Below are 20,285 nucleotides of genomic sequence, written 5' to 3' on the forward strand. Positions count from 1 at the left end.
TTCGCTTTTCGCTCTTAGTGTATCGAGGCCGGCGGATCGGCACCACCCCGGCCCTGAGTACGGAGCAGCAGCGCCGTATACGCTCGACGCCATGGCAGATCATCACGCAGCACCCCGCGACATGCCGGACGGCCACGACATCGGCACCGCAGCCCCGGACAAGGAGGAGTTCGTCAGGTCGCTGGCCAACGGGCTCAAAGTGCTCGAGTCCTTCGCCGAGGCCGAGGAGGCGATGACGCTCTCCGACGTCGCCCGGCACACCGGGCTCTCCCGCGCCGCGGCGCGGCGCATGCTCAAGACGCTGGTCCATCTGGACTATGCGAGCACTGATGGTCGGCTCTTCGTCCTCACGCCGAAGGTGCTCAGCCTCGGCGTCGGATTCTGGTCCGGCAACGGCCTGCACGATGTGCTCCAGCCGCTGCTGCGGTCCCTGGCCGCGGAGCTCAACGAGTCCTGCTCCGCCTCGGTGCTGGTGGGCGACGAGGTCGTCTACATCGCCCGCGCCCACACCCGGCGCATCATGCGCATGGACCTCGACGTCGGCACCCGGCTCCCCGCCTTCGCCACCTCCATGGGACGTGTGCTGCTGGGCGGGCTGGACGCGCCCGATCGCCGTCGGCTCCTGGAGGCCGCGGACCGGCCCGCCCTCACCCCGGTCACCCGAACCGTGGTCGACGAGCTCCTCGAGATCATCCAGGCGGCCGCCGAACAGGGGTGGATCCTGGTGGACCAGGAGTTGGAGACCGGTCTGCGGTCAGTCTCGGCGCCGGTGGAGCATCCCGACCGCGGCGTGGTCGCCGCGATCAACATCTCCGTCTCCGCCGGGCTCGAGACCCCGGAGCAGACCCGGGACCGCGTCCTGCCACCCCTGCGACGGGCGGCAGAGGAGGCAGGACGCGCAGTCGTCGCCTGGGAACGGAGTACGGGACGCCCCGTACAGGGGTGACCAGCGCCACGCCGGTCACACCACGCCGGTCACACAGTCCCGGTCACACCACCGCGTCGTCGGCGGCCGCGGTCACCCCGTCCTGATGGGCTGCCGCGATCACCCCCGCCGCCACGCCGACGGCGACCCGCTCGTCCAGCGGGGAGGGCACGATGTACTCGGCGCTGAGGTCTTCGCCGACGACGTCGGCGATCGCGGTGGCCGCCGCGACCTTCATCGCCGGGGTGATCCGCCGGGCGCCGGCGTCGAGAGCCCCGCGGAAGATGCCCGGGAAGGCGAGGACATTGTTGATCTGGTTCGGGAAGTCGGAGCGCCCGGTGGCGACGACGGCGGCGTGGCGGGCCGCGACCTCCGGCATGATCTCCGGGTCCGGGTTGGACAGGGCGAAGACGATGGACTCCGGCGCCATCCGGGCCACCGCCTCCTCCGGAACCTGCGAGGAGGAGACCCCGATGAACACGTCAGCACCGTCGAGCGCCTCGGCGATCCCTCCGATGACGTTCTCCCGGTTGGTGAACCCGGCCACCCGAGCCTTCACCGCGTTGAGGTCGTCCCGGTCCCGGTGCACAGTGCCCTGGGAGTCGGTGAGGATGATGTCGCCGATGCCGGCCTCGTGCAGGATGTCGGCCACGGCGATGCCGGCGGCTCCGGCTCCGGCGATCACCACCCGGGTGTCGGCGAAGCGGCGCCCGGTCAGCCGGGCGGCATTGGTCAGCGCGGCGAGCGCGACCACGGCGGTGCCGTGCTGGTCGTCATGCATGACGGGGCAGTCAAGTGCCTCGATGAGCTTCTGTTCCAGCTCGAAGCAGCGCGGGGCGACCACATCTTCGAGGTTCACCGCCCCGAAGCTGGGCCGCAGCCGGACCATGGTCTCGACGATCTCGTCCACATCGGTGGTGTCGATGACCAGCGGGATCGAGTTCAGCCCGCCGAACTCCCGGAACAGGGCGGACTTGCCCTCCATGACCGGCAGGGAGGCGGCCGCACCGATGTCGCCGAGCCCGAGCACGGCAGTGCCGTCGGAGAGCACCACCACGAGCCGGGAGGCCCAGGTGTGGGTGGCGTGCTGGGCGGGGTCCTGGTGGATCGCCCGGGAGACTTTCGCGACCCCGGGGGTGTAGGCGATGGACAGCGCCCGTTTGGACTCCAGCGGCATCGTGGACTCGACGGTGAGTTTGCCGCCCTCGTGCGAGGCGAAGACCTCGTCGTCGGTGATGGGGGCGGTCGTGTCAATGATGGACATCTCGGATGACTCCTGGAAAGTGTCTGATCAGGTCGGCACGGCGCATCGCGGATCCCGCGGGAGCTCCACACATCGTCGGGTGGACCATGCGCTCCGGCCGTGCGCTGCCGTGCGCGCCGAGGTCGTCGGCGTTCGCACCGTCGCAGTGGTCAGTACTTTCTTTAGACCGTGGAGGCCAGCGTACGGCACGACGACGTTCTCCGGTGAGCGGCGTTTCACCAGGTGGACTCTGTGACCCGAGAGTACGCTGCGGCCACCGCGGAAGACGCGCCGGACCCCGTGGAATGCGCGCTGGGCGCCATAGTCAGCCGCCTCGGCCCGCGGCCGACCGGACTGGCCAGCTCGCACCTCCACGTCTACTCTTCCGTCCATGACGACCTCACCTGAGAGCCGACGACGACGGCTCTCCCCGGCCGATCTCGACGGCGATGCGGCCAAGATTGCCCGGCGTCGTCGACGCTTCGCGATCGGCGTCGGGGTGGCCCTCTCCCTGCTGGTCGGCTACCCCGTCTTCCATATGGTGTTCCTGGCGTTGGTGGCCTTCGGCGCGGATCGCCCCTGGGCGGGATGGCTGTTGGGCGGCTTCGCGCTGGCCTGCCTGCCCGCCGTCGCGGCAGTGACCGTGGGGACCGGAAGTCTGCGCCGCGGACTGCTGCACGGGCTGTGGACCGGGGCCTCGATCACCGTGCTCGCGGTCGGCGGGCTCCTCCTCATCCTCTGACCCTCATCTCCTGGCCCACATCCCCTGACCCACATCCCCTGACCCACGGAGGAAATCGCGCCAGAACAATGCATTTTTCTCCACGTGTCTGATCTCCCCTGAACAGCGCCGTGCTCTGCTACCTTGATCACAATGCCTGCCTCAGACTCCCCGCAGCCCCCGCCCGCTGACGCGCGCACCGTGGCCGATGCCCCCACTCGACGTCGCCGCCCGACCGGTGCCGACGTCGCCGCCCATGCCAACGTCTCCCGTGCCACGGTCAGCTTCGTGCTGAACAACACTCCTGGCCAGACGATCTCCGAGGAGACTCGGCGTGCTGTGCTCCACGCGGCGGAGACCCTGGGCTATCACCCGAACCGGAACGCCAAGTCCCTGGCCTCCGGGAAGTCCACCAATCTGGTCTGCGTGGTGCCGCGCACCCAGCTGGGTGAGCCCGCCACCGCATTGATCGGCATGCTCACCGCAGAACTGAGCCGACGCGGCTACTCCATGGCGGTGCATTTCGAATCCTCCGACCACGGATCGCTGACCGCGTTGGTCCAGGATCTCGCCCCGCAGATGATCTTCCCGCTCTTCGGCGCACTGCCCGCGTGGATCGATGAGACCGTCGCCGACGGCACCGCCCTGATGCCCGCGACGCAGCTGCCGGACAACGCCCGTGACGCCGGAGTGGCCGCCCAGGTGCAGCACCTCGCCGAGGCCGGCCACACCCGGATCGGCTTCGTGGGCACCGCCAGTCCGGTCGCCGCAGAGATCTCCGAATGGCGCGCCCACACTGCGCAGAAGGTCGCCCAGGACCTGGGCCTGGAGGTCCCGGTGGTGACGTCGGTCGCCGTCGACGGCGCAGACGCCGTCGAGGCCGTCCGTCAGGCGCGGGAGGCCGGGGTGACAGCCCTGTGCTCCTTCAGCGACGGCATCGCGTTCATGCTGCTGGCCACGTTGCAGGACGAGGGCATCTCCTGCCCCGAGGACATCGCCGTGGTCGGCTATGACGACGTCTCACTGGCCGAATGGTCCCGTCCACGGCTCACCACCGTCCACTGGGACGAGTCCGTGATCGCCTCGCTGATCGCCGACACGGTCATCGCCGCCGTCGACGACGACCCACGCCGCCGCACGGCCGAACAGGGCCTCGCCGAGGAGGACGTTCTGCTGATCGGCGAGGCCGAGGTCGTGGTGCGCGAGTCCGCCTGACCGCTGGAACGCATCCACCGATGTCAGCCGCCACTTCCGACACGACGACCGACCCGACCTCCGCCGGTCCGCTGGTGATCGTCACCGGCTTCGAGCCATTCGGCGGCATGCCCCACAATCCCTCGTGGGATCTCGCCTCCGCGGTGGCCGCGCGCGCCGACGCGGGCGACTCCGCTGTCGCGGCCCGGGCGGGAGCGCAGGTGCGGGCCCTCTGTCTGCCGGTGGCCTTCGGTCGAGCCCCTCGGCTGCTCGCCGACGCGGTGGATGCCGCCGTCACGGAGGGACAGGCGCCGGCCGCCGTCGTCGCCCTCGGTCTGGCCGCCGGCACCGAGGCGGTGCGGCTGGAACGCGTCGGGCTGAACCTCCGCGATGCGCGCATCGCGGACAACGACGGCACCCAGCCGGCCAATGCGCCCGTGGTCCCCGGCGGCGAAGCTGCCCTGTTCTCCACTCTGCGCCTCAAGGCGGCTCAGTCCCGGATCGCCGCTTGCGGGATCCCGGTGCAGATCTCGCTCAGCGCCGGGAGCTTCGTCTGCAATGAGGTGCTCTATGCGCTGCTGCATGACCTCCGCGACCGTGGCCTGCAGGTTCCCGGCGGATTCGTCCACATCCCTGATCTGCGGGACCCCCAGTCACCGGTGAGTCTGGGCCAGGCGGCTCAGGCGGTGGAGATCGTGCTGGAGGAGGCGCTGCGCGGCGGGCCCGATACGGCGACCCCCGGCGGGACCCTGCACTGAACCGCCCCGGAGTCTCGCGTCCGGTCCGCACACCTCACCGGGATCCGGGATCCTCACCCTGCAGTGATATCACCGATGTCACCACCGCCGCCTACTCTGGGACCAGGCGCTGACCACTGGCGTCCGACAGGCAGGAGGCAGTCATGCACATCCCCGAGCACACCCTGACCACCACCACCCGCGAGGGCCGCTACGTGGTCGTCTTCGACACCCCGGACCTCCAGGTCCGGGATCACGACGCCCCCGGACTGCTCAGCGCCGAAGGGCTCTCCACCGACTCCTACTTCCCCCGGCTGGGCATCGCCGTGGTCGACGGCGAGGACGAACGCCTCGCCGCGTTCCGGAACCGCTGCCAGGACCACCGCCGCCCGGTGCAGGTGCTGCCCGAGCAGACATATCACGTGCTGGGACCCACGACGCCGGCTCGCCCGGCCGCCCAGCCTGCCTCCTTCACCGACACCGAGGAACTCACCTGGGGCCTGCAGGCGGTGCGCGCCGTGGAGTCCGGGTATACCGGGGCCGGGATCCGGGTCGCCGTGCTGGACACCGGATTCGACCTCGAACACCCGGACTTCGCCGGACGGCACCTGAGCGCGGAGTCCTTCATCGACGGCGAGACCGCCCAGGACGGCCACGGTCACGGCACCCATTGCGTCGGGACCGTCGGCGGTCCCCGCAGCCGTGAGGACGGTCCGGGCTACGGGGTGGCGCCGGAGGCGGAGCTCTTCGCCGGAAAGGTCCTCGGAGACGACGGCTCCGGCTCGGACTCCTCGATCCTCGCCGGCATCGACTGGGCCCTGCGCCATGACTGCCAGGTGATCTCGATGTCGCTCGGCGCCGATGTCCGCCAGGTGCACCCGCCCTATGTGGCCGCCGGGCGCCGGGCCCTGGAACAGGGTGCGCTGATCATCGCCGCCGCGGGGAACAACGCCCGCCGGAGCTCCGGGGAGAACGGGTTCGTCGGCGCCCCGGCGAACAGCCCTTTCGTCATGGCCGTGGGTGCGCTCGACTCCGAGAGGGGAATCGCGGACTTCTCCGCCCGCACCCTTCCGGGGCGGGGTGGACAGGTCGATGTCGCCGCGCCTGGAGTGGACGTGCTGTCCTCCTGGGTCGGTGCCGAACGGCACCGCAGCATCAGCGGAACCTCTATGGCCACCCCGCACGTCTCCGGAGTGGCCGCACTGCTGGCCGAGGCCACCGGCTTCCGCGCCCGTGAGCTGTGGGCCGAGATCGTCCAGGAGGCGGTGCGGCTGGAGCTGCCCTCCGTGGATGTCGGGTCCGGACTGACGGTGGGACCACCGGCCGAGGAGAGCAGGTGACCGCGGGACGTGCCGGTGACCAGGGCTGTCTGTGATCCGGTCCGGACCGTTACCCTGACGACATGCAGTCCCCCCATGGAGAGACGATCGGCTGGATCATCACCGTCGACGCCCCCAGCGCGGCACGCCTGGACGAGGTGGTCTCCGAGCTGCAGGCCGCCGGGCTGCGGGTCAACCGGGTGCTGACCTCCCTGGGGATGATCAACGGCCGAGCCCGGCCGGACCAGTGGGAGGCCCTCTCCGCCGTCGAGGGTGTCGTGGCAGTGGATCGCGAACAGGAGCATCGGATCAGCCCCCCGGACGCGGACGTGCAGTGAGCTCGGTGCGGCCGAGCCCTGTCATGGGGGCGCGGTAAGGTTGACTGCCGTGAGCACCCGCCGCAAGCCCCGCCGCACCGCGCCCTCGGGCCGGTCGTCACACCAGTCGTCACACCGGTCGACCGCCCGTTCGGGAGGGCGCCCCGGAGGCCGGTCCGGAGCCGCGTCCGGACCCCCGCCTGCAGCTCGTTCCGGCGGCCGCTCTCCGCAGGGCGACACCTCGCCGCACTCCCGGCGCCAGAGACGGCACTCGTGGGGCCGGTATCTCTGGGCGGTGGTGACTGCCGTGGTGATCGCCGCACTGCTGTTCGAGTTCACCATGCTCTGGACCATCGGGGTCGGGGCCTACATGGTGGCGCTGGGCGAGTTCACCGGCCTGTGGTTCCTGGTCGGCGGCTACGGGCTGGCCTGTGTGCCGGCCGCCTTCGGACTGCTCATCGCCACCGGGCAGTTCTGGCGCAGCCTCACCCATGCCCTGTGGATCGGCCTGCTCTACGGCGTACTCGGATTCCTTCTGCTGGACCGAATCCTCGGCGCCCTGTGAACCGGCGAGCTGTCGCCCCGCTGCGCCGCCCGTCAGGACGGCTCGAGTCTTCCCCTGCGCGTCGCGAGGGAGCAGGTGACGATCGCCAAAGCTGGGCGCCCCATGGTCAGGCTCGTGAGGATCGACACCGAGGAGCCTCCCCCGCGCCGGGGCCTGCTCGAAGCCGATGATGGCGAGCTCGCTGTCACAGGAGTCCATACCGCCGCCGTGCATGACCTTCCGCAGCATCATCGAGACCCCTTCTTCGCCAGACCGCCCGTCGCCCAGGCGCGCTCCGAAGGCGTCACCCTGCTGATCTCCGACCGGATGGTCGCCACGTACGGCACCCCGGCGCGGCTGGTCTGATCATCGCTGGGGCGGCCTGTCCTCCTCGACAGGCCGCCCCAGCGATTCACGGGGCGTCGCAGGCTCAGGCGGGCACCATCCCGTGGGGATCGATGACGAACTTCCGGGCCGCGCCGCCGTCGAACTCCTGGTAGCCGCGTGGTGCGTCATCGAGGCTGATGGTGGTGGCATTGACCGCCTGGGCGATCTGCGCCCGATCATGGAGGATCAGGTTCATCAGCTTCCGGTTGTACTGCTTCACCGGGCACTGACCGGTGGCGAAGGAGTGAGACTTCGCCCAGCCGAGCCCCAGGCGGACACCGAGGGTGCCCTCCTGGGCGGCGTCGTCCACGGCTCCGGGGTCACCGGTCACATACAGTCCGGGGATCCCGATCCCGGCCCCGGCGCGGGCGACGGTCATGCAGTCGTTGAGCACGGTGGCCGGCGCCTCCCCGGCACCTTCCCCATGGCCACGGGCTTCGAAACCGACGGCGTCTACGGCGGCGTCGACCTCCGGGTCACCGATGATCTCGGCGATCATCTCCGCCAGTTCCCCCTCGGCGGTCAGGTCGATTCCCACGCAGCCGAAGCTCTCGGCCTGGGCGAGGCGGTCCTTGTTCATGTCCCCGACCATGACCACGGAGGCCCCCAACAGCTGGGCGGAGTGGGCGGCGGCCAGCCCCACGGGTCCGGCTCCGGCCACATAGACGGTGGATCCGGTGGTGACCCCGGCCGTGTAGGCGCCGTGGTATCCGGTGGGGAAGATGTCGGAGAGCATGGTGAGGTCCAGGATCTTCTCCAGGGCCTGGTCCCGATCCGGGAACTTCAGCAGGTTGAAGTCTGCGTAGGGAATCATGACGTACTCCGCCTGCCCGCCGATCCAGCCACCCATGTCCACATAGCCGTAGGCGGCTCCTGCACGGGCGGGGTTCACATTGAGGCAGATGCCGGTCTTGCCCTCGTCGCACATGCGACAGCGCCCGCAGGCGATGTTGAAGGGCACCGAGCAGATGTCCCCCTCACGGAGGAACAGCACATCCTCCCCGGTCTCCACGACCTCTCCGGTGATCTCATGCCCCAGCGTCTGGCCCTGGGGTGCGGTGGTGCGCCCACGGACCATGTGTTGATCGGAACCGCAGATATTGGTGGTGACGATCCTCAGGATGGCCGCGTGGGGCGCCTTCTTCGTGATGCCGAAGTGGTCCGCCACCTCCTGAGGAACCTCCAGGGAGGGGTAGTCGAAGGGCTCGACGGCGACCTCTCCTGGGGATTTGTAGACGACGACTCTGTTCGAACTCATGGTGGAACTCCTGATGGGCGAGATAGGTGATGTGGATCACACTCCACTCGCACACCATGCAGGATGCAGAAAGCGCCTGGCAACAGTGCGATCGCCGTCTCAGCAGACGGACCGCATCTCAGGTGCGCGCCGGCGCCAGCTCCCCCACATCCACCCAGCGGCCCAGCACCCTGGCGATGCCCTCGTCGTCGTGACTGGTGGTGACGATGTCGGCGGCCTGGATCGCCTCCGGGATGGCGTTGCCCATGGCCACACCTGTTCCAGCGGCGCGCAGCATCGTCACGTCGTTGCCGTTGTCGCCGAAGGCCATGGTCTCAGCTGGGTCGATCCCCTCGGTGCGGCACAGGTCCAGCAGCGCGGTGGACTTGTCGACGCCGGCGGCGGTGGCCTCCAGGTAGATCGGTGACGAGTAGGTCAGCTCGATCTGCCCGGCGAATCGCTCGCGCAGCTCGGCCTCGAGGATCTCCAGCTGGGGACGTTCCGCACAGTAGAGGATCTTGGTGGGTTCGACGTCGGGGGCGCTGATGTCCTCGACCACCCGCAGGGTCAGTCCGTTGCCGCCGGCCTCGCGGACGGCCTGCGGGGCGGCGTCGTCGGCGACGATCAGTTCCTCATCATGGGGAAGCATCATCAACGCGCCATGGCGCAGACCGGTGGCGATGAGCGGCCGGGCCAGCTCTGCCGGCACCGGGTGGCGAGCCAGCGTGCGGCCGGTGGCCTGGTCCACGATGACGGAGCCGTTGAGACCGGCGAAGATGAGGTCCTGACCCAGACCGTGCCGCGCGGCGAGCGCCTCCAGACCCGGGATGGGGCGGCCGGAGGCGAGCATGATCCGGGTGCCGGCGGTCCGCAGGCCGGCGATCGCGCGCAGCGTGCCGGGCTGAGGCTGCTTGGTGGAGTCGAACAGGGTGCCGTCGATGTCGAAGGCCACCAACTGCGGCGGTGCCGGTTCGGTACGACCGGAGGGTCCAGGCTCAGCACAGCTGGAGGGAGTGGGGCTGGAGGGAGCGGGGCTGGAGGGAGCGGGGTGCTGGTCGGTGGTCACAGCGGCGATCCTATCGGAGTGGGGCACTGCCTCAGGGGCCGTTGCTGGTCATCAGATCCCGTCCGCGCGCGTGCAGAGCCCTGCGCAGTGCGGCCGGCTCGCGCACCTCCACTCCGGGCACCCCGAGCAGCTGGACGCTGACGATCTCGAGCGCCTCGGTCATCAGGCTGACCTCCAGCCGCGTCGGACCACCGGACTCACCGCTCGGTGCGGGATTCCGCCGGGCCTGCTCGAGTGCGGTGTCGATCTGAGTCCCGGGCAGCGCTGCGCGCAGCGCCTCGGTGGAGGCCTGCGGGATGGAGAGCCGGACCGGCAGGCTCACCACGGAGGCTTCGAACTGGGCGCGGCTCTGGCGCCAGTGTTCGGCCAGGGAGAATCCTGGTGGACGCCAGGCGGTCTCCTCCGGGTGCACGGCCACCGTGGCGATCCGGGAGAGGCGGTAGGTCCGCACGGAGCGCCGATGGGCGGCCACCAGGTACCAGCGGTCGGTCTTGAGCACCAGGCCCAGCGGGTCCACGAGTCGGCTGACCGGCGGGGCGGCCCGATCGGAGCGGGTGTAGCGGATGGTGATCCGCTGGCCGGACCAGACCGCCTGAGCCACGTCGGCGAGTACGGCCGGGCGCTCCGGATCATGGAACCAGCGGCCGTGGTCCAGGTGGAATCGTTCAGCCACTGCGGCCTGCTGCCGGGCGTCGGCCCCGGGGGCAGCGAGCATCTTCATCCGGGCGGCCTGGTAGTCCGCCGCCAGGCCGAGTTCCCGAGCTCCGGCCTCCCCGAGCAGAAGGGCCTGCAGCTCGGCGGCGAGCATCCCGGTCAGCGGGGAGCGCCAGCCCTCCACGAGTCCCACTCCCCCGGCGGGCCCGGTGCGGGTCCACACCGGCACGCCCATCTCCTGCAGGACCGCGAGATCCCGCTGGATGGTGCGGGCGGAGACGCCGTGCCGACCGGCCAGCTCCGCCACCGTGGTGCGCCGCAGCCGGGTGAGCTCCAGCAGCAGAGCCACCAGGCGGGAGGTGCGCATGGGCTCAGCCTACGCAGTGATCCTTCCCATTGGCGACATCACGTGTCGTCAATGGATGCGATGCTCGCGGTGACGCACCATCAGCGGGCGGCGGCGCGCACCGCCGCAGCACAGGACGCTCAGGAGAACTCCATGACCGCATCGCAGACTGTCCCCGATCTCACCGGTCGCATCGCCCTGGTCGCCGGCGCCACCCGCGGGGCGGGCCGGGTCATCGCCCGAGAGCTCGGGCGAGCCGGCGCCGTCGTGTACTGCACAGGACGCTCCACCTCAGGGGCGCCGTCGGACTACGGACGCCCCGAGACCATCGAGGAGACCGCGCAGCTGATCACCGCCGAGGGCGGGACGGCCCACGCGATCGTCGTCGACCATCTGGACGTGGACGCCGTCGGGGCCCTGGTGGCGCGGATCGACGCCGAGCAGGGGAGGCTGGACATCCTGATCAATGACATCGGCGGCGAAGCCTACGTGCAGTTCGATGCCCCGCTGTGGGAATACGACCTCGACGCCGGCCGGCGCCTGCTCGACGCTGCGCTGCTGACCCATCTGAACACCAGCGCCTGCGCCCTGGAGCTGCTCATCCGGAATCCGGGTGGACTGGTGGTGGAGGTGACCGACGGGACCCGCGCGTACAACGCCACCCACTACCGGGAGACGGTGTTCCTGGACCTGGCCAAGACGGGGGTGGACCGGCTCGCCTATGCGCAGGGCCACGAGCTGGCCGCCCGCGGCGGCACGGCGGTCTCGGTGTCGCCGGGGTGGCTGCGTTCGGAGATGATGCTCGAGGGCTTCAGCGTCACCGAAGAGACGTGGCGCAGTGCCGCCGAGGCGAACCGTGGGAGCAGCGACGTGGTCCCGCCCTATGAGTTCGTGATCTCCGAGACCCCTGCCATGCTCGCCCGCGGCATCACCGCTCTGGCCGCCGATCCCGACCGATCCCGGTGGAACGCGTGCTCCACCAGCTCCTTCGAGCTGGCGCAGCACTATGACCTCACCGACGTCGACGGATCCCGGCCCGACGCCTGGAGCTTCATCATCGCCATGGAAGACACCCCGGTGGAGGAGCTCGACGTCGACTCCTACCGCTGAGCGGGGCGTGGCTGGGTAGGCTCGGAGACATGTCAGACGACCACGCGCCGTTCCGCCAGGATGAGATCGATGCCGCCGATGAGCTCGTCCGCGAGCAGTTCCCCCGCACCCGGCTCTGGCACGTCGCGTCCTGGCCCGGTGTCTCTGCTCTGGCGGACTGGTCAGCTGATGCCACCAAGGCCCAGGTCGACCATCTGGGCGAGGACGGGGCTCCCGCGGTCTCGGTCCGCACAGACCACGGTCTCGACTGGGTGCGAGCCCTGCGACGCATGCATGGCCAGTCCTTGCTCCACCGCGGGACCACCACCTATCGGCAGTCGCCCGTCGGGGACCCGGCCGCCGCCTCAGAGATCCGCATCCTCGTCGACGGCGAGTCCATCGAGGCGAGGCTGTGGGAGGAGAGTGAGTCGTGGTGGCTCGTCGCCACCGTCGATGACGAGATCTCTCTGCTGATGCGTGGCGACGCCGATCGCTCACCGAGCACAGACCTGTTCGCCGTCACCGACGTCGAACCGCTCCTCGCGGCTCGACGAGATCAGTCGTCCCGACGGGGGGACCCCTCATGACTCCGAAGGATCCCGGTCAGGTCGCCCGGAGGGTCTTCCTCTGGGCGATGATCGTGTCATTCACGCTCGCCGCCGGGGCCGGCATCCTGGCGCTGCTCGGGCTCAGCCTCGACGACACCGGCGGCAGAGTGCTGCTGACCACGGTGGTGGTGGGCCTCTACAGTCTGGCCATGCTGTGCTGCGCCGCAGTCTTCGGGCGCGCCGAACGGCTGGTCGGCGCCGTCGGTGTCCTCGTGGCGGCACTCAGCATGCTGTGGTCCCTGGTGATGGTCTGGGCGGAGAGCAGCTGGATCTGGGACGCCTACGAGGTGCTCCTCACCGGCGTCACGCTGACCGTCGCCGCCAGCTTCCTGTGCCTCATGCTGACGATGACCTCCTCTCGAGACGCCGTGATCCGCTGGATGCTCGGTGCGGCGGCCGGACTCATCGCGCTGGCCACAGCCCTGACCCTGGTGCTGATCTGGTCGGAGACCTGGGAGAGCGAGACCTTCGGCCGGTTCTACGGGATCGTGCTGATCCTGGCGGTCCTCACCGGAGTGGTCACACCCCTGCTCTCGGCGCTGCGCCGTCGGGCGGCACCCGGAGCGCCTGAGCCCCCGACGACGGCGCCGCAGGCACCGGCGCAGCCGACCGGCGTCGACCCACAGACGATCGCCGCCCTGCAGGCGGAGGCTCAGCGTCGCGGCATCACCGTCGCTCAGCTGGTCGCTCCACTGCTGGAGCGCAGGAACCGGCCGCCTACGGAGTGAGCCCGGCACGGAGCGAGCCGGACGCCCTCGGCCCGAAGAGCCCCAGATGCCACGCTGGTCCGATGACGCCCGCGGATGACCTCTCCACGCGTATGTTCCATCGACACGACATCCTTCGCCACACGAGCGATCCTGGGCGAGGAGGACTGGACCCGGAACCCCACCTCTGACCTGCGGGCCTTCGCACTGGGAGGCCTCGCGACCGCCTCGCTCGCTGGTGCCATGGTCGCCAGCTATCACCACAGGATGATCCCCGCGGTGGCCGGGACCGGCATCTGCATCACCCTCACCCTGGGGCCGTGGACTCTGTGGGCGGGCAGGTTCGCACATGACGCTGCAGGCCCCCCGGTCGGCAGGACTCCGTCGCCGGCCGTGATCCTCCCTCCAGCTGCCCAACGACCTCAGAGGTCCTGGGCCATGTCCTGGAAGCGGGCGTAGTGGCCCTGGAACGCGACCACGATGTCCTTGGTGGGTCCGTTACGGTTCTTGGCCACGATGATGTCGGCCTCCCCGGCGCGGGGGGACTCCTTGTCGTAGACCTCTTCACGGTGCAGCAGCAGCACCATGTCCGCGTCCTGCTCGATGGATCCGGACTCGCGCAGGTCCGAGACCTGGGGGCGCTTATCGGTGCGCTGTTCGGAGCCGCGGTTCAGCTGCGACAGCGCGACGATGGGGACGTCGAGCTCCTTGGCCAGCAGCTTCAGGGTTCGGGAGAACTCACTGACCTCCTGCTGACGTGATTCGACCCGTTTGCCGGAGCTGAGCAGCTGCAGATAGTCCAGCACGATCAGCTTCAGGTTATGGCGCTGCTTGAGCCGACGGGCCTTGGCCCGGATCTCCATCAGGGACATGTTCGGGGAGTCGTCGATGAACAGCGGCACCTCATTGAGCTTGTCCACCGCCAGGGACATCTTGTCCCAGTCCTCGTCACGGATGTCGCCCTTGCGCAGGTCCTGGAACTGGATCTTCGCCTCGGCGGAGAGCAGTCGCATGGCGATCTCGTTGCGCCCCATCTCGAGGGAGAAGAACGCCGAGGTCATGCCGTGTCCCACCGAGGCGGCCCGGGCGAAGTCCAGCGCCAGGGTCGACTTTCCCATCGCGGGTCGGGCGGCGACGATGATCATCTGCCCGCCGTGGAACCCATGGGTGAGATCGTCCAGGTCCCGGAACCCGGTGGGGATGCCGGTGAGGCCGCCGTCGTGGCTGGCGTTGGTCTCGATCTCGTCGATGGTGGGGACCAGGACGTCGGAGAGCGCCACATAGTCCTCGCTCTGGCGGTTCTCCGCGACGTTGTAGATCTCGGACTGCGCCTCGTTGACGATGGCCTCGACCTCGCCGTCGGCGGTGTGTCCCATCTGGGCGATCTTCGTGCCGGCCTCCACCAGGCGCCGCAGGATGGCCCGCTCGCGGACGATCTCCGCATAGAAGGCCGCATTCGCCGCCGTCGGGACCGACTGCGCCAGATTGTGCAGGTAAGCGGGCCCGCCCACCCGCTGCAGCTCCTGGCGTTTGGTCAGGTGGTCAGAGATCGTCACGACGTCGGCGGGCTCGCCGCGTCCGTAGAGGTCCACGATCGCGTCGTAGATCAGCTCATGGGCCGGACGGTAGAAGTCCACGCCCTTGAGGATCTCGACGACGTCGGCGATCGCGTCCTTCGAGAGCATCATGCCGCCCAGCACCGACTGTTCGGCGACCAGGTCCTGCGGCGGAGTGCGGGACTCGGCCGCCGGTGGGGCGTCGTAGGCTTCCAGGCTCACCGGGGATCCTCCAAGGGGGTGATCGTGCTGAGGACAGGGTGTCATCGGCCCCGCGCAGGGGCCCGGGGGTGTCGCGATCGAGGCGAAGCGGGCTCAGCGGGGATCGGCAGAGACCATCTTCTCACCCCGAGCTGACCGTTCTGGCCGCCCCTGCTCACGGCCCCAAAGACCGCAGGCCGAACGGGCCCGATGAGCCTCCACATGGGCGGCCGTGCGCTCCGGCCACGTGGCGAGATCCTCCGGGGTGGCGGCGACGCCCAGGGTGGAGCCGTCGATGAGTCGGTGCAGCTCCTCTGCGGTGGAGACCGGATGGGAGGGGTCGTCCTCCCAGGCGAGGATCTGGGTGGGCACCTGCAGCCGGGCGATCTGATCGCCCGCCGGAAGGTCCGTGAGCGCCGCGCCACGCAGGATCGCGGGCAGCAGCTCCTGACTGACGGCGGGCACCCGTTCGCGGGGCCGGTCCGCCACAGCCGGTGGGGGCAGCACCTGGGCGCCGATGCGCACGAAGGCGCCGATCCCGTGGTCCTCCACCAGCTGGGCGGAGCGCCGGTAGTTCTCCACCTGGGCAGCGCGGGTCTGCCAGGCGGTGGGCGGGACCAGCAGCGTCAGAGTTGCGAAACGGTCCGGCTCGGCCAGCGCGGCGTGGAGCAGCGTGGCCGCCCCCATCGAGGGACCGGCGGCATGGACCTTCTCACCAGGCGCCAGGGCGTCCAGCAGGGCCAGCAGATCCTCGGCCAGACGCGGCCACCGGTAGTCCTCCGCGTGGTCGCGGCCGGTGGAGGAGCCGTGGCCCCGGGCGTCGTAGCGCAGCACGCGCACGCCCGGCAGGAGGCCGGCCATATCGAGGCCGGCCCGCTGCTCGCGCGATCCGCAGGAGGTCAGGCCGTGGAGCTGGACGAAGGTCCCCGCGTCTCCGGGCTCGGGGGCGCTGAGATCGTAGCTGAGCGACGCACCGTCGATCCGGAATATGCCCACTGCTCCTGCCTCACCTCGCTGTCGTCGCCTGCCGGCACGCGTCTCCCCACGGTCCCCGTCCAAAGGTCCCGGGCGAAAGGTCCCGGGCGGAGGGATGTCCCTCTAGACTACGCCTATGCGGCTGACCAACGTCACCCGGATGGAGACCCATCCGGGGAGGCTCTCCAGCTACTCGGTGGCGGTCTCCGCCGCCGAGGGCGCACCCCTGCCGGTCTCCTTCGACCAGAACCGCCATGTCAGCTTCGGATCCCGGCCCGGCTCCTGGATGGCGGCGGCCTTCACCCTGGAGCACTCCGCCGGCCGGGACGAGGTGGCGGCGGCCTGGCATACCGTCATCGAACGTCATGGCACCCTGCGCACCACGTTCAGCTGGGCGGACGCCGAGCTGCAGCTGGACCCGGTGCACATCGGCCCCGGCGGCTGGGAGCAGCTGCCCCCGGCCCACGCACGCCCTGGCGCCGGGATCAGCCTGCGCGCCGGGAGCACCGCCGTCGCCCCCACCGCCTCGACCGCCCCTGACGACGGCGTGCTCACCGCCGAGGAGGTCCGCCAGGCGCTGCGCGCCCACTTCGACGCCGTCTGCGACCCCTTCGCCGCGCCGTCGCACCGACTGTGCCTGGTCGAGCCGACGGACGGCTCCCCGCCTCAGGTGGTCATCGGCGCCGACCACTCCCATGTGGACGCCTGGTCCCTGCTGATCATCATCCGGGACATCACCGCCTGCCTGGAGGACCTGCGTGCGGGTCGACCTCCCGGGGCTGCGCTGCCGACGGCGGAGCCTTTCGCCGCCCACACCGCAGCCCTGGAGGCCCGGCCCGCGGCCCCGGAGCCGGTGGTGGACCGGTGGCGGCAGATCCTCGACGCCGGCGGCGGCGTCATGCCCCGCTTCCCCCTGCCGCTGGGCGACCTGTCCCTCCCCCGGCCCGAAGTGGTGGAGGTCCGCGACGTCCTGGACCCCGCCCAGCTGGCCCGCCTGGAGGCCCACGCCGGCGCTCACGGGGTGCGGCTGATCTCCGTGGCGGTCTCGGTGATGACCGCGCTGTTCGCCGAGCTGGGCGACCAGCCGCTGCGCACCGTGTTCCCGGTGCACTCCCGGGATGAGCGGCGCTGGTTCGACTCGGTGGGCTGGTTCATCACCAATGCGGTGCTGGAGAACGACGACCCCTCCCTGGAGGCCAGCCACCGGGCCGTGAAGGAGGCCATCGGGCTGGGCAGTCACCCGCTGACCCCCATCATGCGGCCCTACGGCGGCATGCCCGCCGAGCCGGGCATGTTCGCCATGTCGTGGCTGGACCACCGCCGGCTGCCGATCGCCGTCGGCGAGGCTCTGCGTCCGCAGCACGTGAGCGCGGTGATCAGCACCGACGGGGTGATGATCTGGTTCGTGATCAATGAGACCGGGCTGCACCTGCGGTGCCGTTACCCCGACACTCCCCAGGCCCGGGTGACCATGCCGGCCTGGCTGGACGCGCTCGAGACCCGACTGCGGGAGACGGCCTGAGGTGCTCCCGCCTCATCTGGTCCATCTCACCCCGTCAAGATTCCTGAGCCCCACCAATATGCGTGGGGATCGGACATCTTGACGGGGCGAGATGATCACCGGGCGCACCGCTCCCTCAGCTGCCGGAGTTCTCAGGGTCGTCCGTCGTCCCACCCGGGATGGGGTCGCGCCCTTCCTCCCCACGCCGAACCAGGGAGGCATGTGTGGGCGGCTCGGGAGTGTCCTGGGGAGTCCGGGCCGCCACCTCACGGCGCAGCACCGGCACGACCTCCTCGCCGAGGAGCTCGACCTGCTCCAACACGGTCTCCAACGGCAGTCCGGCGTGGTCGAGGAGGAACAGCTGGCGCTGGTAGTCGCCGGCGTACTCCCGGAAGCTCAGCGTCTTCTCGATGACCTGCTCGGGAGTGCCCACGGTCAGCGGGGTCATCTCGGTGAACTCCTCCAGCGACGGGCCGCCTCCGTAGACCGGGGCGCGGTCGAAGTAGGGCCGGAACTCCCGCACCGCGTCCTGAGAGTTCCGGCGCATGAACACCTGGCCGCCCAGACCCACGATGGCCTGCTCAGCGGGGCCGTGACCGTAGCGCTCGTACCGCTCCCGGTAGAGGTCCACCATCCGGCCGGTGTGTTCCTTGTTCCAGAAGATGTTGTTGTGGAAGAAGCCGTCGCCGTAATAGGCGGCCTGCTCGGCGATCTCTGGGCTGCGGATGGAGCCGTGCCAGACGAACGGCGGCACATCGTCCAGCGGACGCGGTGTGGCGGTGAAGTTCTGCAGCGGCGTGCGGTAGCGGCCCTGCCAGTCGACGTCGGTCTCTCGCCAGAGACGGTGGAGCAGCGCGTAGTTCTCCACGGCCAGCGGAATCCCGGCACGGATGTCCTTGCCGAACCAGGGGTAGACCGGGCCGGTGTTGCCACGCCCCAGGGTCAAGTCGATCCGTCCCTCGGCCAGGTGCTGGACGTAGGCGTAGTCCTCGGCGATCCGCACCGGGTCGGTGGTGGTGATCAGCGTGGTGGCGGTGGAGAGCAGGATGCGCTCGGTCTGGGCGGCCACATGCGCCATGAAGATGGGCGGGTTCGCCGGCGCGACGAAGGGCGGATTGTGGTGCTGGCCGATGGCGAAGACGTCGAGACCGACCTCTTCGGCCTTCCTGGCGATCTCCACAGTGGCCCTGATCCGCTCATGTTCGGTGGGGGTCCGACCGGTGGTGGGATCGGGGGTGACGTCGCCGATGCTGAAGATGCCGAACTGCATGTCCGCTCCTTGGAGTCTGGGGGCACCGAGCCCTGGGGTGGACGGGCACTTCCACCCCGTATTTCAAAATTGAAGTATACGCCTCCGATCCAACCCCGGGGCACGCCGCCCTATTCCCTCACCACCTCCGGGACGAGGGCGTGCGCCTCGTCCGGCGCCCACCACCTGACCTGCGGGTTCGTCGAGCACCCCGAGTCGGACGCGATCACGCTGTGGAGGCACTGTGGATAACTGGGGGTGACGCGCTCTATACACCCTTGATGGAGCCCCCGGCAAACCGCGGATCAGCCAGAGTCAGGGCCCCGAAAAAAAGTTGAATTCACAGGTGTGTCGCTACATCATCGCAGGTCAGCAAGATATCTGATGATGCTGTGGATGATTATCCACAATGTTTCCCCCACCTAGTACACAGGACACGCCGCACAGTCCACATGTTATCCACACCCTGGCTGGCTGGGGGTATTGCTACTGGCCGGAAGTCACCATATGGTGTGAGGCGTCCCCCACTCGTAGGACGGGTATTGGCTGGCTCCGCCTGCGCGCATCCGTCCACTCGCTGACCTGCCAGACTGATCGGATTCGAGCATCGGGCCGAGCGGAGCTTCGCGGCCGGCTCGAGTTCACCGCAGCCCGACGTGTCAGCATCGCATCCACCCTGGGTGGGTCTGGAGATGACGGCAACAACGTCATCGTGCGAGTGTGCGACGGTGGCCGTCTGTCGACGGCGCCCGTCCGGGGATCGGGCGAGAACTGCATCGGGTCGCCGGGAGACCGGCACAGGGAAGGGAATCACGACCCTGGGGCCATCGAGGGCGCTGGACGCTCCGCCGTGGGCGGTGGCACGGCCTCTCAGGTGTCCTGCATGGTCGTCGTGATTCTGCCGCTCCCCGGCGATCCGATCAGCCCCCTGAGGACACTCCACGCCGGGTGACCCGCATTCGACATGCACTGTGCTTTCACCCTGCGCCCCCTCATCGCGCCTGCTCCAACGTCCAGGGGTCACGCTCCTGTGCATCCCACCCGTGGTGACGCGCGTCAGCGCTCCGCGATACGACGGAGAGTGACCCCTGGAGGCACGTGAGCGCGCACCGTGCGGCTCCCCACCCGTGCCCGGACACCCCCTGACACACGACAGGGCCCCAGGAGGATCTCCTCCCGGGGCCCTGTGGCGATGCGACGTCCGTGTCCGGAGCCTCAGCGAGGCCCGATGCGCACCCCGCGGGTCACTTCCCGCCGACGACCTGCAGGTCGAGCACGGCGGTGACTTCGGCGTGCAGCTTCACCGTGGCGGTGTAGCTGCCCACAGCCTTGATCCGCTCGGGGATCTCGACGGTGCGCTTGTCGATGGAGCCCAGACCTGCGGCCTCGACAGCCTCGGCGATCTGCGCGGGGCCGACGGTGCCGAACAGGCGACCGGAGTCGCCGGTCTTCACCGTGACCTTCACCGGCTGCGACTGCAACGTCTCGGCGATGGTCTGTGCCTCCTCGACGGTCGCGATCTCACGAGCCCTGCGGGCTGCGCGGATGCGCTCCACGTCCTTCTCGCCACCCTTGGTCCACGCCAGGGCGTAGCCGCGCGGAAGCAGGTAGTTGCGTGCGTAGCCGTCCTTGACCTCGACGATGTCGCCCGCGGCACCCAGATCGGACACTTCCTGAGTCAGGATGAGCTTTGCCATAGATGAGTTCCT

The 20,285-nt window shown here is 69.7% G+C and carries 20 protein-coding genes; 12 read left to right on the forward strand and 8 right to left on the reverse strand.

What is annotated here, in order from left to right; translation table 11 throughout:
* The first annotated feature begins 91 nt into the window (after positions 1 to 91).
* Entirely contained in the window at positions 92 to 946 is an 855-nt protein-coding gene (locus ACYVKI_RS14980) for an IclR family transcriptional regulator domain-containing protein (protein ID WP_460691166.1), read from the forward strand.
* Between the two features lie 43 nt (positions 947 to 989).
* Here ACYVKI_RS14980 and ACYVKI_RS14985 read toward each other — a convergent pair whose 3' ends face one another.
* Positions 990 to 2,189 (reverse strand): NAD(P)-dependent malic enzyme, encoded by a 1,200-nt coding sequence (locus ACYVKI_RS14985; protein ID WP_460691167.1) that lies wholly within the window; start codon positions 2,187 to 2,189, stop codon positions 990 to 992.
* A 370-nt stretch (positions 2,190 to 2,559) separates the two neighbouring features.
* Between ACYVKI_RS14985 and ACYVKI_RS14990 the strand changes: the two genes are divergently transcribed.
* The 7 genes from ACYVKI_RS14990 (at position 2,560) to ACYVKI_RS15020 (ending at position 7,366) form a co-directional block, all read left to right on the forward strand.
* A complete protein-coding gene (locus ACYVKI_RS14990; RefSeq protein ID WP_460691168.1) occupies positions 2,560 to 2,910 on the forward strand; it encodes a hypothetical protein in 351 nt (116 codons plus the stop codon).
* A 132-nt stretch (positions 2,911 to 3,042) separates the two neighbouring features.
* Positions 3,043 to 4,104 carry a LacI family DNA-binding transcriptional regulator gene (locus tag ACYVKI_RS14995; protein ID WP_460691169.1) on the forward strand — a complete coding sequence of 354 codons (1,062 nt, stop codon included), beginning with the start codon at positions 3,043 to 3,045 and terminating at the stop codon, positions 4,102 to 4,104.
* 20 nt (positions 4,105 to 4,124) lie between these two features.
* Positions 4,125 to 4,841: a pyroglutamyl-peptidase I gene (locus ACYVKI_RS15000; RefSeq protein ID WP_460691170.1), complete on the forward strand. Its 717-nt coding sequence runs from the start codon at positions 4,125 to 4,127 to the stop codon at positions 4,839 to 4,841.
* A 143-nt stretch (positions 4,842 to 4,984) separates the two neighbouring features.
* On the forward strand, positions 4,985 to 6,160 hold the full coding sequence (locus ACYVKI_RS15005; RefSeq protein ID WP_460691171.1) for a S8 family serine peptidase: 1,176 nt from the start codon (positions 4,985 to 4,987) through the stop codon (positions 6,158 to 6,160).
* A gap of 62 nt (positions 6,161 to 6,222) precedes the next feature.
* Positions 6,223 to 6,477 (forward strand): hypothetical protein, encoded by a 255-nt coding sequence (locus tag ACYVKI_RS15010; RefSeq protein WP_460691172.1) that lies wholly within the window; start codon positions 6,223 to 6,225, stop codon positions 6,475 to 6,477.
* Positions 6,478 to 6,763: 286 nt separating this feature from the next.
* Positions 6,764 to 7,021, forward strand: a complete 258-nt coding sequence (locus tag ACYVKI_RS15015) for a hypothetical protein (RefSeq protein WP_460691173.1) — start codon at positions 6,764 to 6,766, stop codon at positions 7,019 to 7,021.
* A gap of 114 nt (positions 7,022 to 7,135) precedes the next feature.
* Entirely contained in the window at positions 7,136 to 7,366 is a 231-nt protein-coding gene (locus ACYVKI_RS15020) for a PIN domain-containing protein (RefSeq protein ID WP_460691174.1), read from the forward strand.
* Between the two features lie 64 nt (positions 7,367 to 7,430).
* Here ACYVKI_RS15020 and fdhA read toward each other — a convergent pair whose 3' ends face one another.
* From fdhA to ACYVKI_RS15035, 3 genes are all read right to left on the reverse strand, one after another.
* The gene (fdhA, locus tag ACYVKI_RS15025; protein ID WP_460691175.1) at positions 7,431 to 8,645 is read right to left on the reverse strand and encodes a formaldehyde dehydrogenase, glutathione-independent; all 1,215 of its coding nucleotides are present in this window, start codon (positions 8,643 to 8,645) and stop codon (positions 7,431 to 7,433) included.
* Positions 8,646 to 8,763: 118 nt separating this feature from the next.
* Complete coding sequence (locus tag ACYVKI_RS15030) at positions 8,764 to 9,690, reverse strand: HAD family hydrolase (RefSeq protein WP_460691176.1); 927 nt, start codon at positions 9,688 to 9,690, stop codon at positions 8,764 to 8,766.
* Between the two features lie 31 nt (positions 9,691 to 9,721).
* Positions 9,722 to 10,711, reverse strand: coding sequence for a helix-turn-helix transcriptional regulator (locus ACYVKI_RS15035; protein WP_460691177.1), 990 nt, complete (start codon positions 10,709 to 10,711; stop codon positions 9,722 to 9,724).
* Between the two features lie 132 nt (positions 10,712 to 10,843).
* On the opposite strand from ACYVKI_RS15035, the gene ACYVKI_RS15040 reads away from it, so the two are divergent.
* The 3 genes from ACYVKI_RS15040 to ACYVKI_RS15050 are packed head-to-tail and all read left to right on the forward strand — an operon-like array spanning position 10,844 to position 13,115.
* Entirely contained in the window at positions 10,844 to 11,800 is a 957-nt protein-coding gene (locus ACYVKI_RS15040; protein ID WP_460691178.1) for an SDR family oxidoreductase, read from the forward strand.
* A gap of 29 nt (positions 11,801 to 11,829) precedes the next feature.
* Positions 11,830 to 12,366: a hypothetical protein gene (locus ACYVKI_RS15045; protein ID WP_460691179.1), complete on the forward strand. Its 537-nt coding sequence runs from the start codon at positions 11,830 to 11,832 to the stop codon at positions 12,364 to 12,366.
* A complete protein-coding gene (locus ACYVKI_RS15050; protein WP_460691180.1) occupies positions 12,363 to 13,115 on the forward strand; it encodes a hypothetical protein in 753 nt (250 codons plus the stop codon). The genes ACYVKI_RS15045 and ACYVKI_RS15050 overlap by 4 nt, the downstream gene beginning before the upstream one ends.
* A 401-nt stretch (positions 13,116 to 13,516) precedes the next feature.
* On the opposite strand, the gene dnaB is transcribed toward ACYVKI_RS15050, so the two are convergent.
* Together dnaB and ACYVKI_RS15060 are read right to left on the reverse strand one after the other, a co-directional pair.
* The gene (gene dnaB, locus ACYVKI_RS15055) at positions 13,517 to 14,866 is read right to left on the reverse strand and encodes a replicative DNA helicase (RefSeq protein WP_460691235.1); all 1,350 of its coding nucleotides are present in this window, start codon (positions 14,864 to 14,866) and stop codon (positions 13,517 to 13,519) included.
* Between the two features lie 99 nt (positions 14,867 to 14,965).
* Positions 14,966 to 15,847 (reverse strand): alpha/beta fold hydrolase, encoded by an 882-nt coding sequence (locus ACYVKI_RS15060; RefSeq protein WP_460691181.1) that lies wholly within the window; start codon positions 15,845 to 15,847, stop codon positions 14,966 to 14,968.
* 115 nt (positions 15,848 to 15,962) lie between these two features.
* Here ACYVKI_RS15060 and ACYVKI_RS15065 point away from each other — a divergent pair, with 115 nt between their 5' ends.
* On the forward strand, positions 15,963 to 17,348 hold the full coding sequence (locus ACYVKI_RS15065) for a peptide synthetase (RefSeq protein ID WP_460691182.1): 1,386 nt from the start codon (positions 15,963 to 15,965) through the stop codon (positions 17,346 to 17,348).
* Between the two features lie 115 nt (positions 17,349 to 17,463).
* Here the strand turns inward: ACYVKI_RS15065 and ACYVKI_RS15070 are convergent, their stop codons facing one another.
* On the reverse strand, positions 17,464 to 18,597 hold the full coding sequence (locus ACYVKI_RS15070) for an LLM class flavin-dependent oxidoreductase (protein WP_460691183.1): 1,134 nt from the start codon (positions 18,595 to 18,597) through the stop codon (positions 17,464 to 17,466).
* A gap of 1,223 nt (positions 18,598 to 19,820) precedes the next feature.
* A complete protein-coding gene (gene rplI / locus ACYVKI_RS15075) occupies positions 19,821 to 20,273 on the reverse strand; it encodes a 50S ribosomal protein L9 (RefSeq protein ID WP_460691184.1) in 453 nt (150 codons plus the stop codon).
* Between the last annotated feature and the right edge of the window lie 12 nt (positions 20,274 to 20,285).

The sequence above is a fragment of the Nesterenkonia suensis genome, assembly GCF_054782935.1.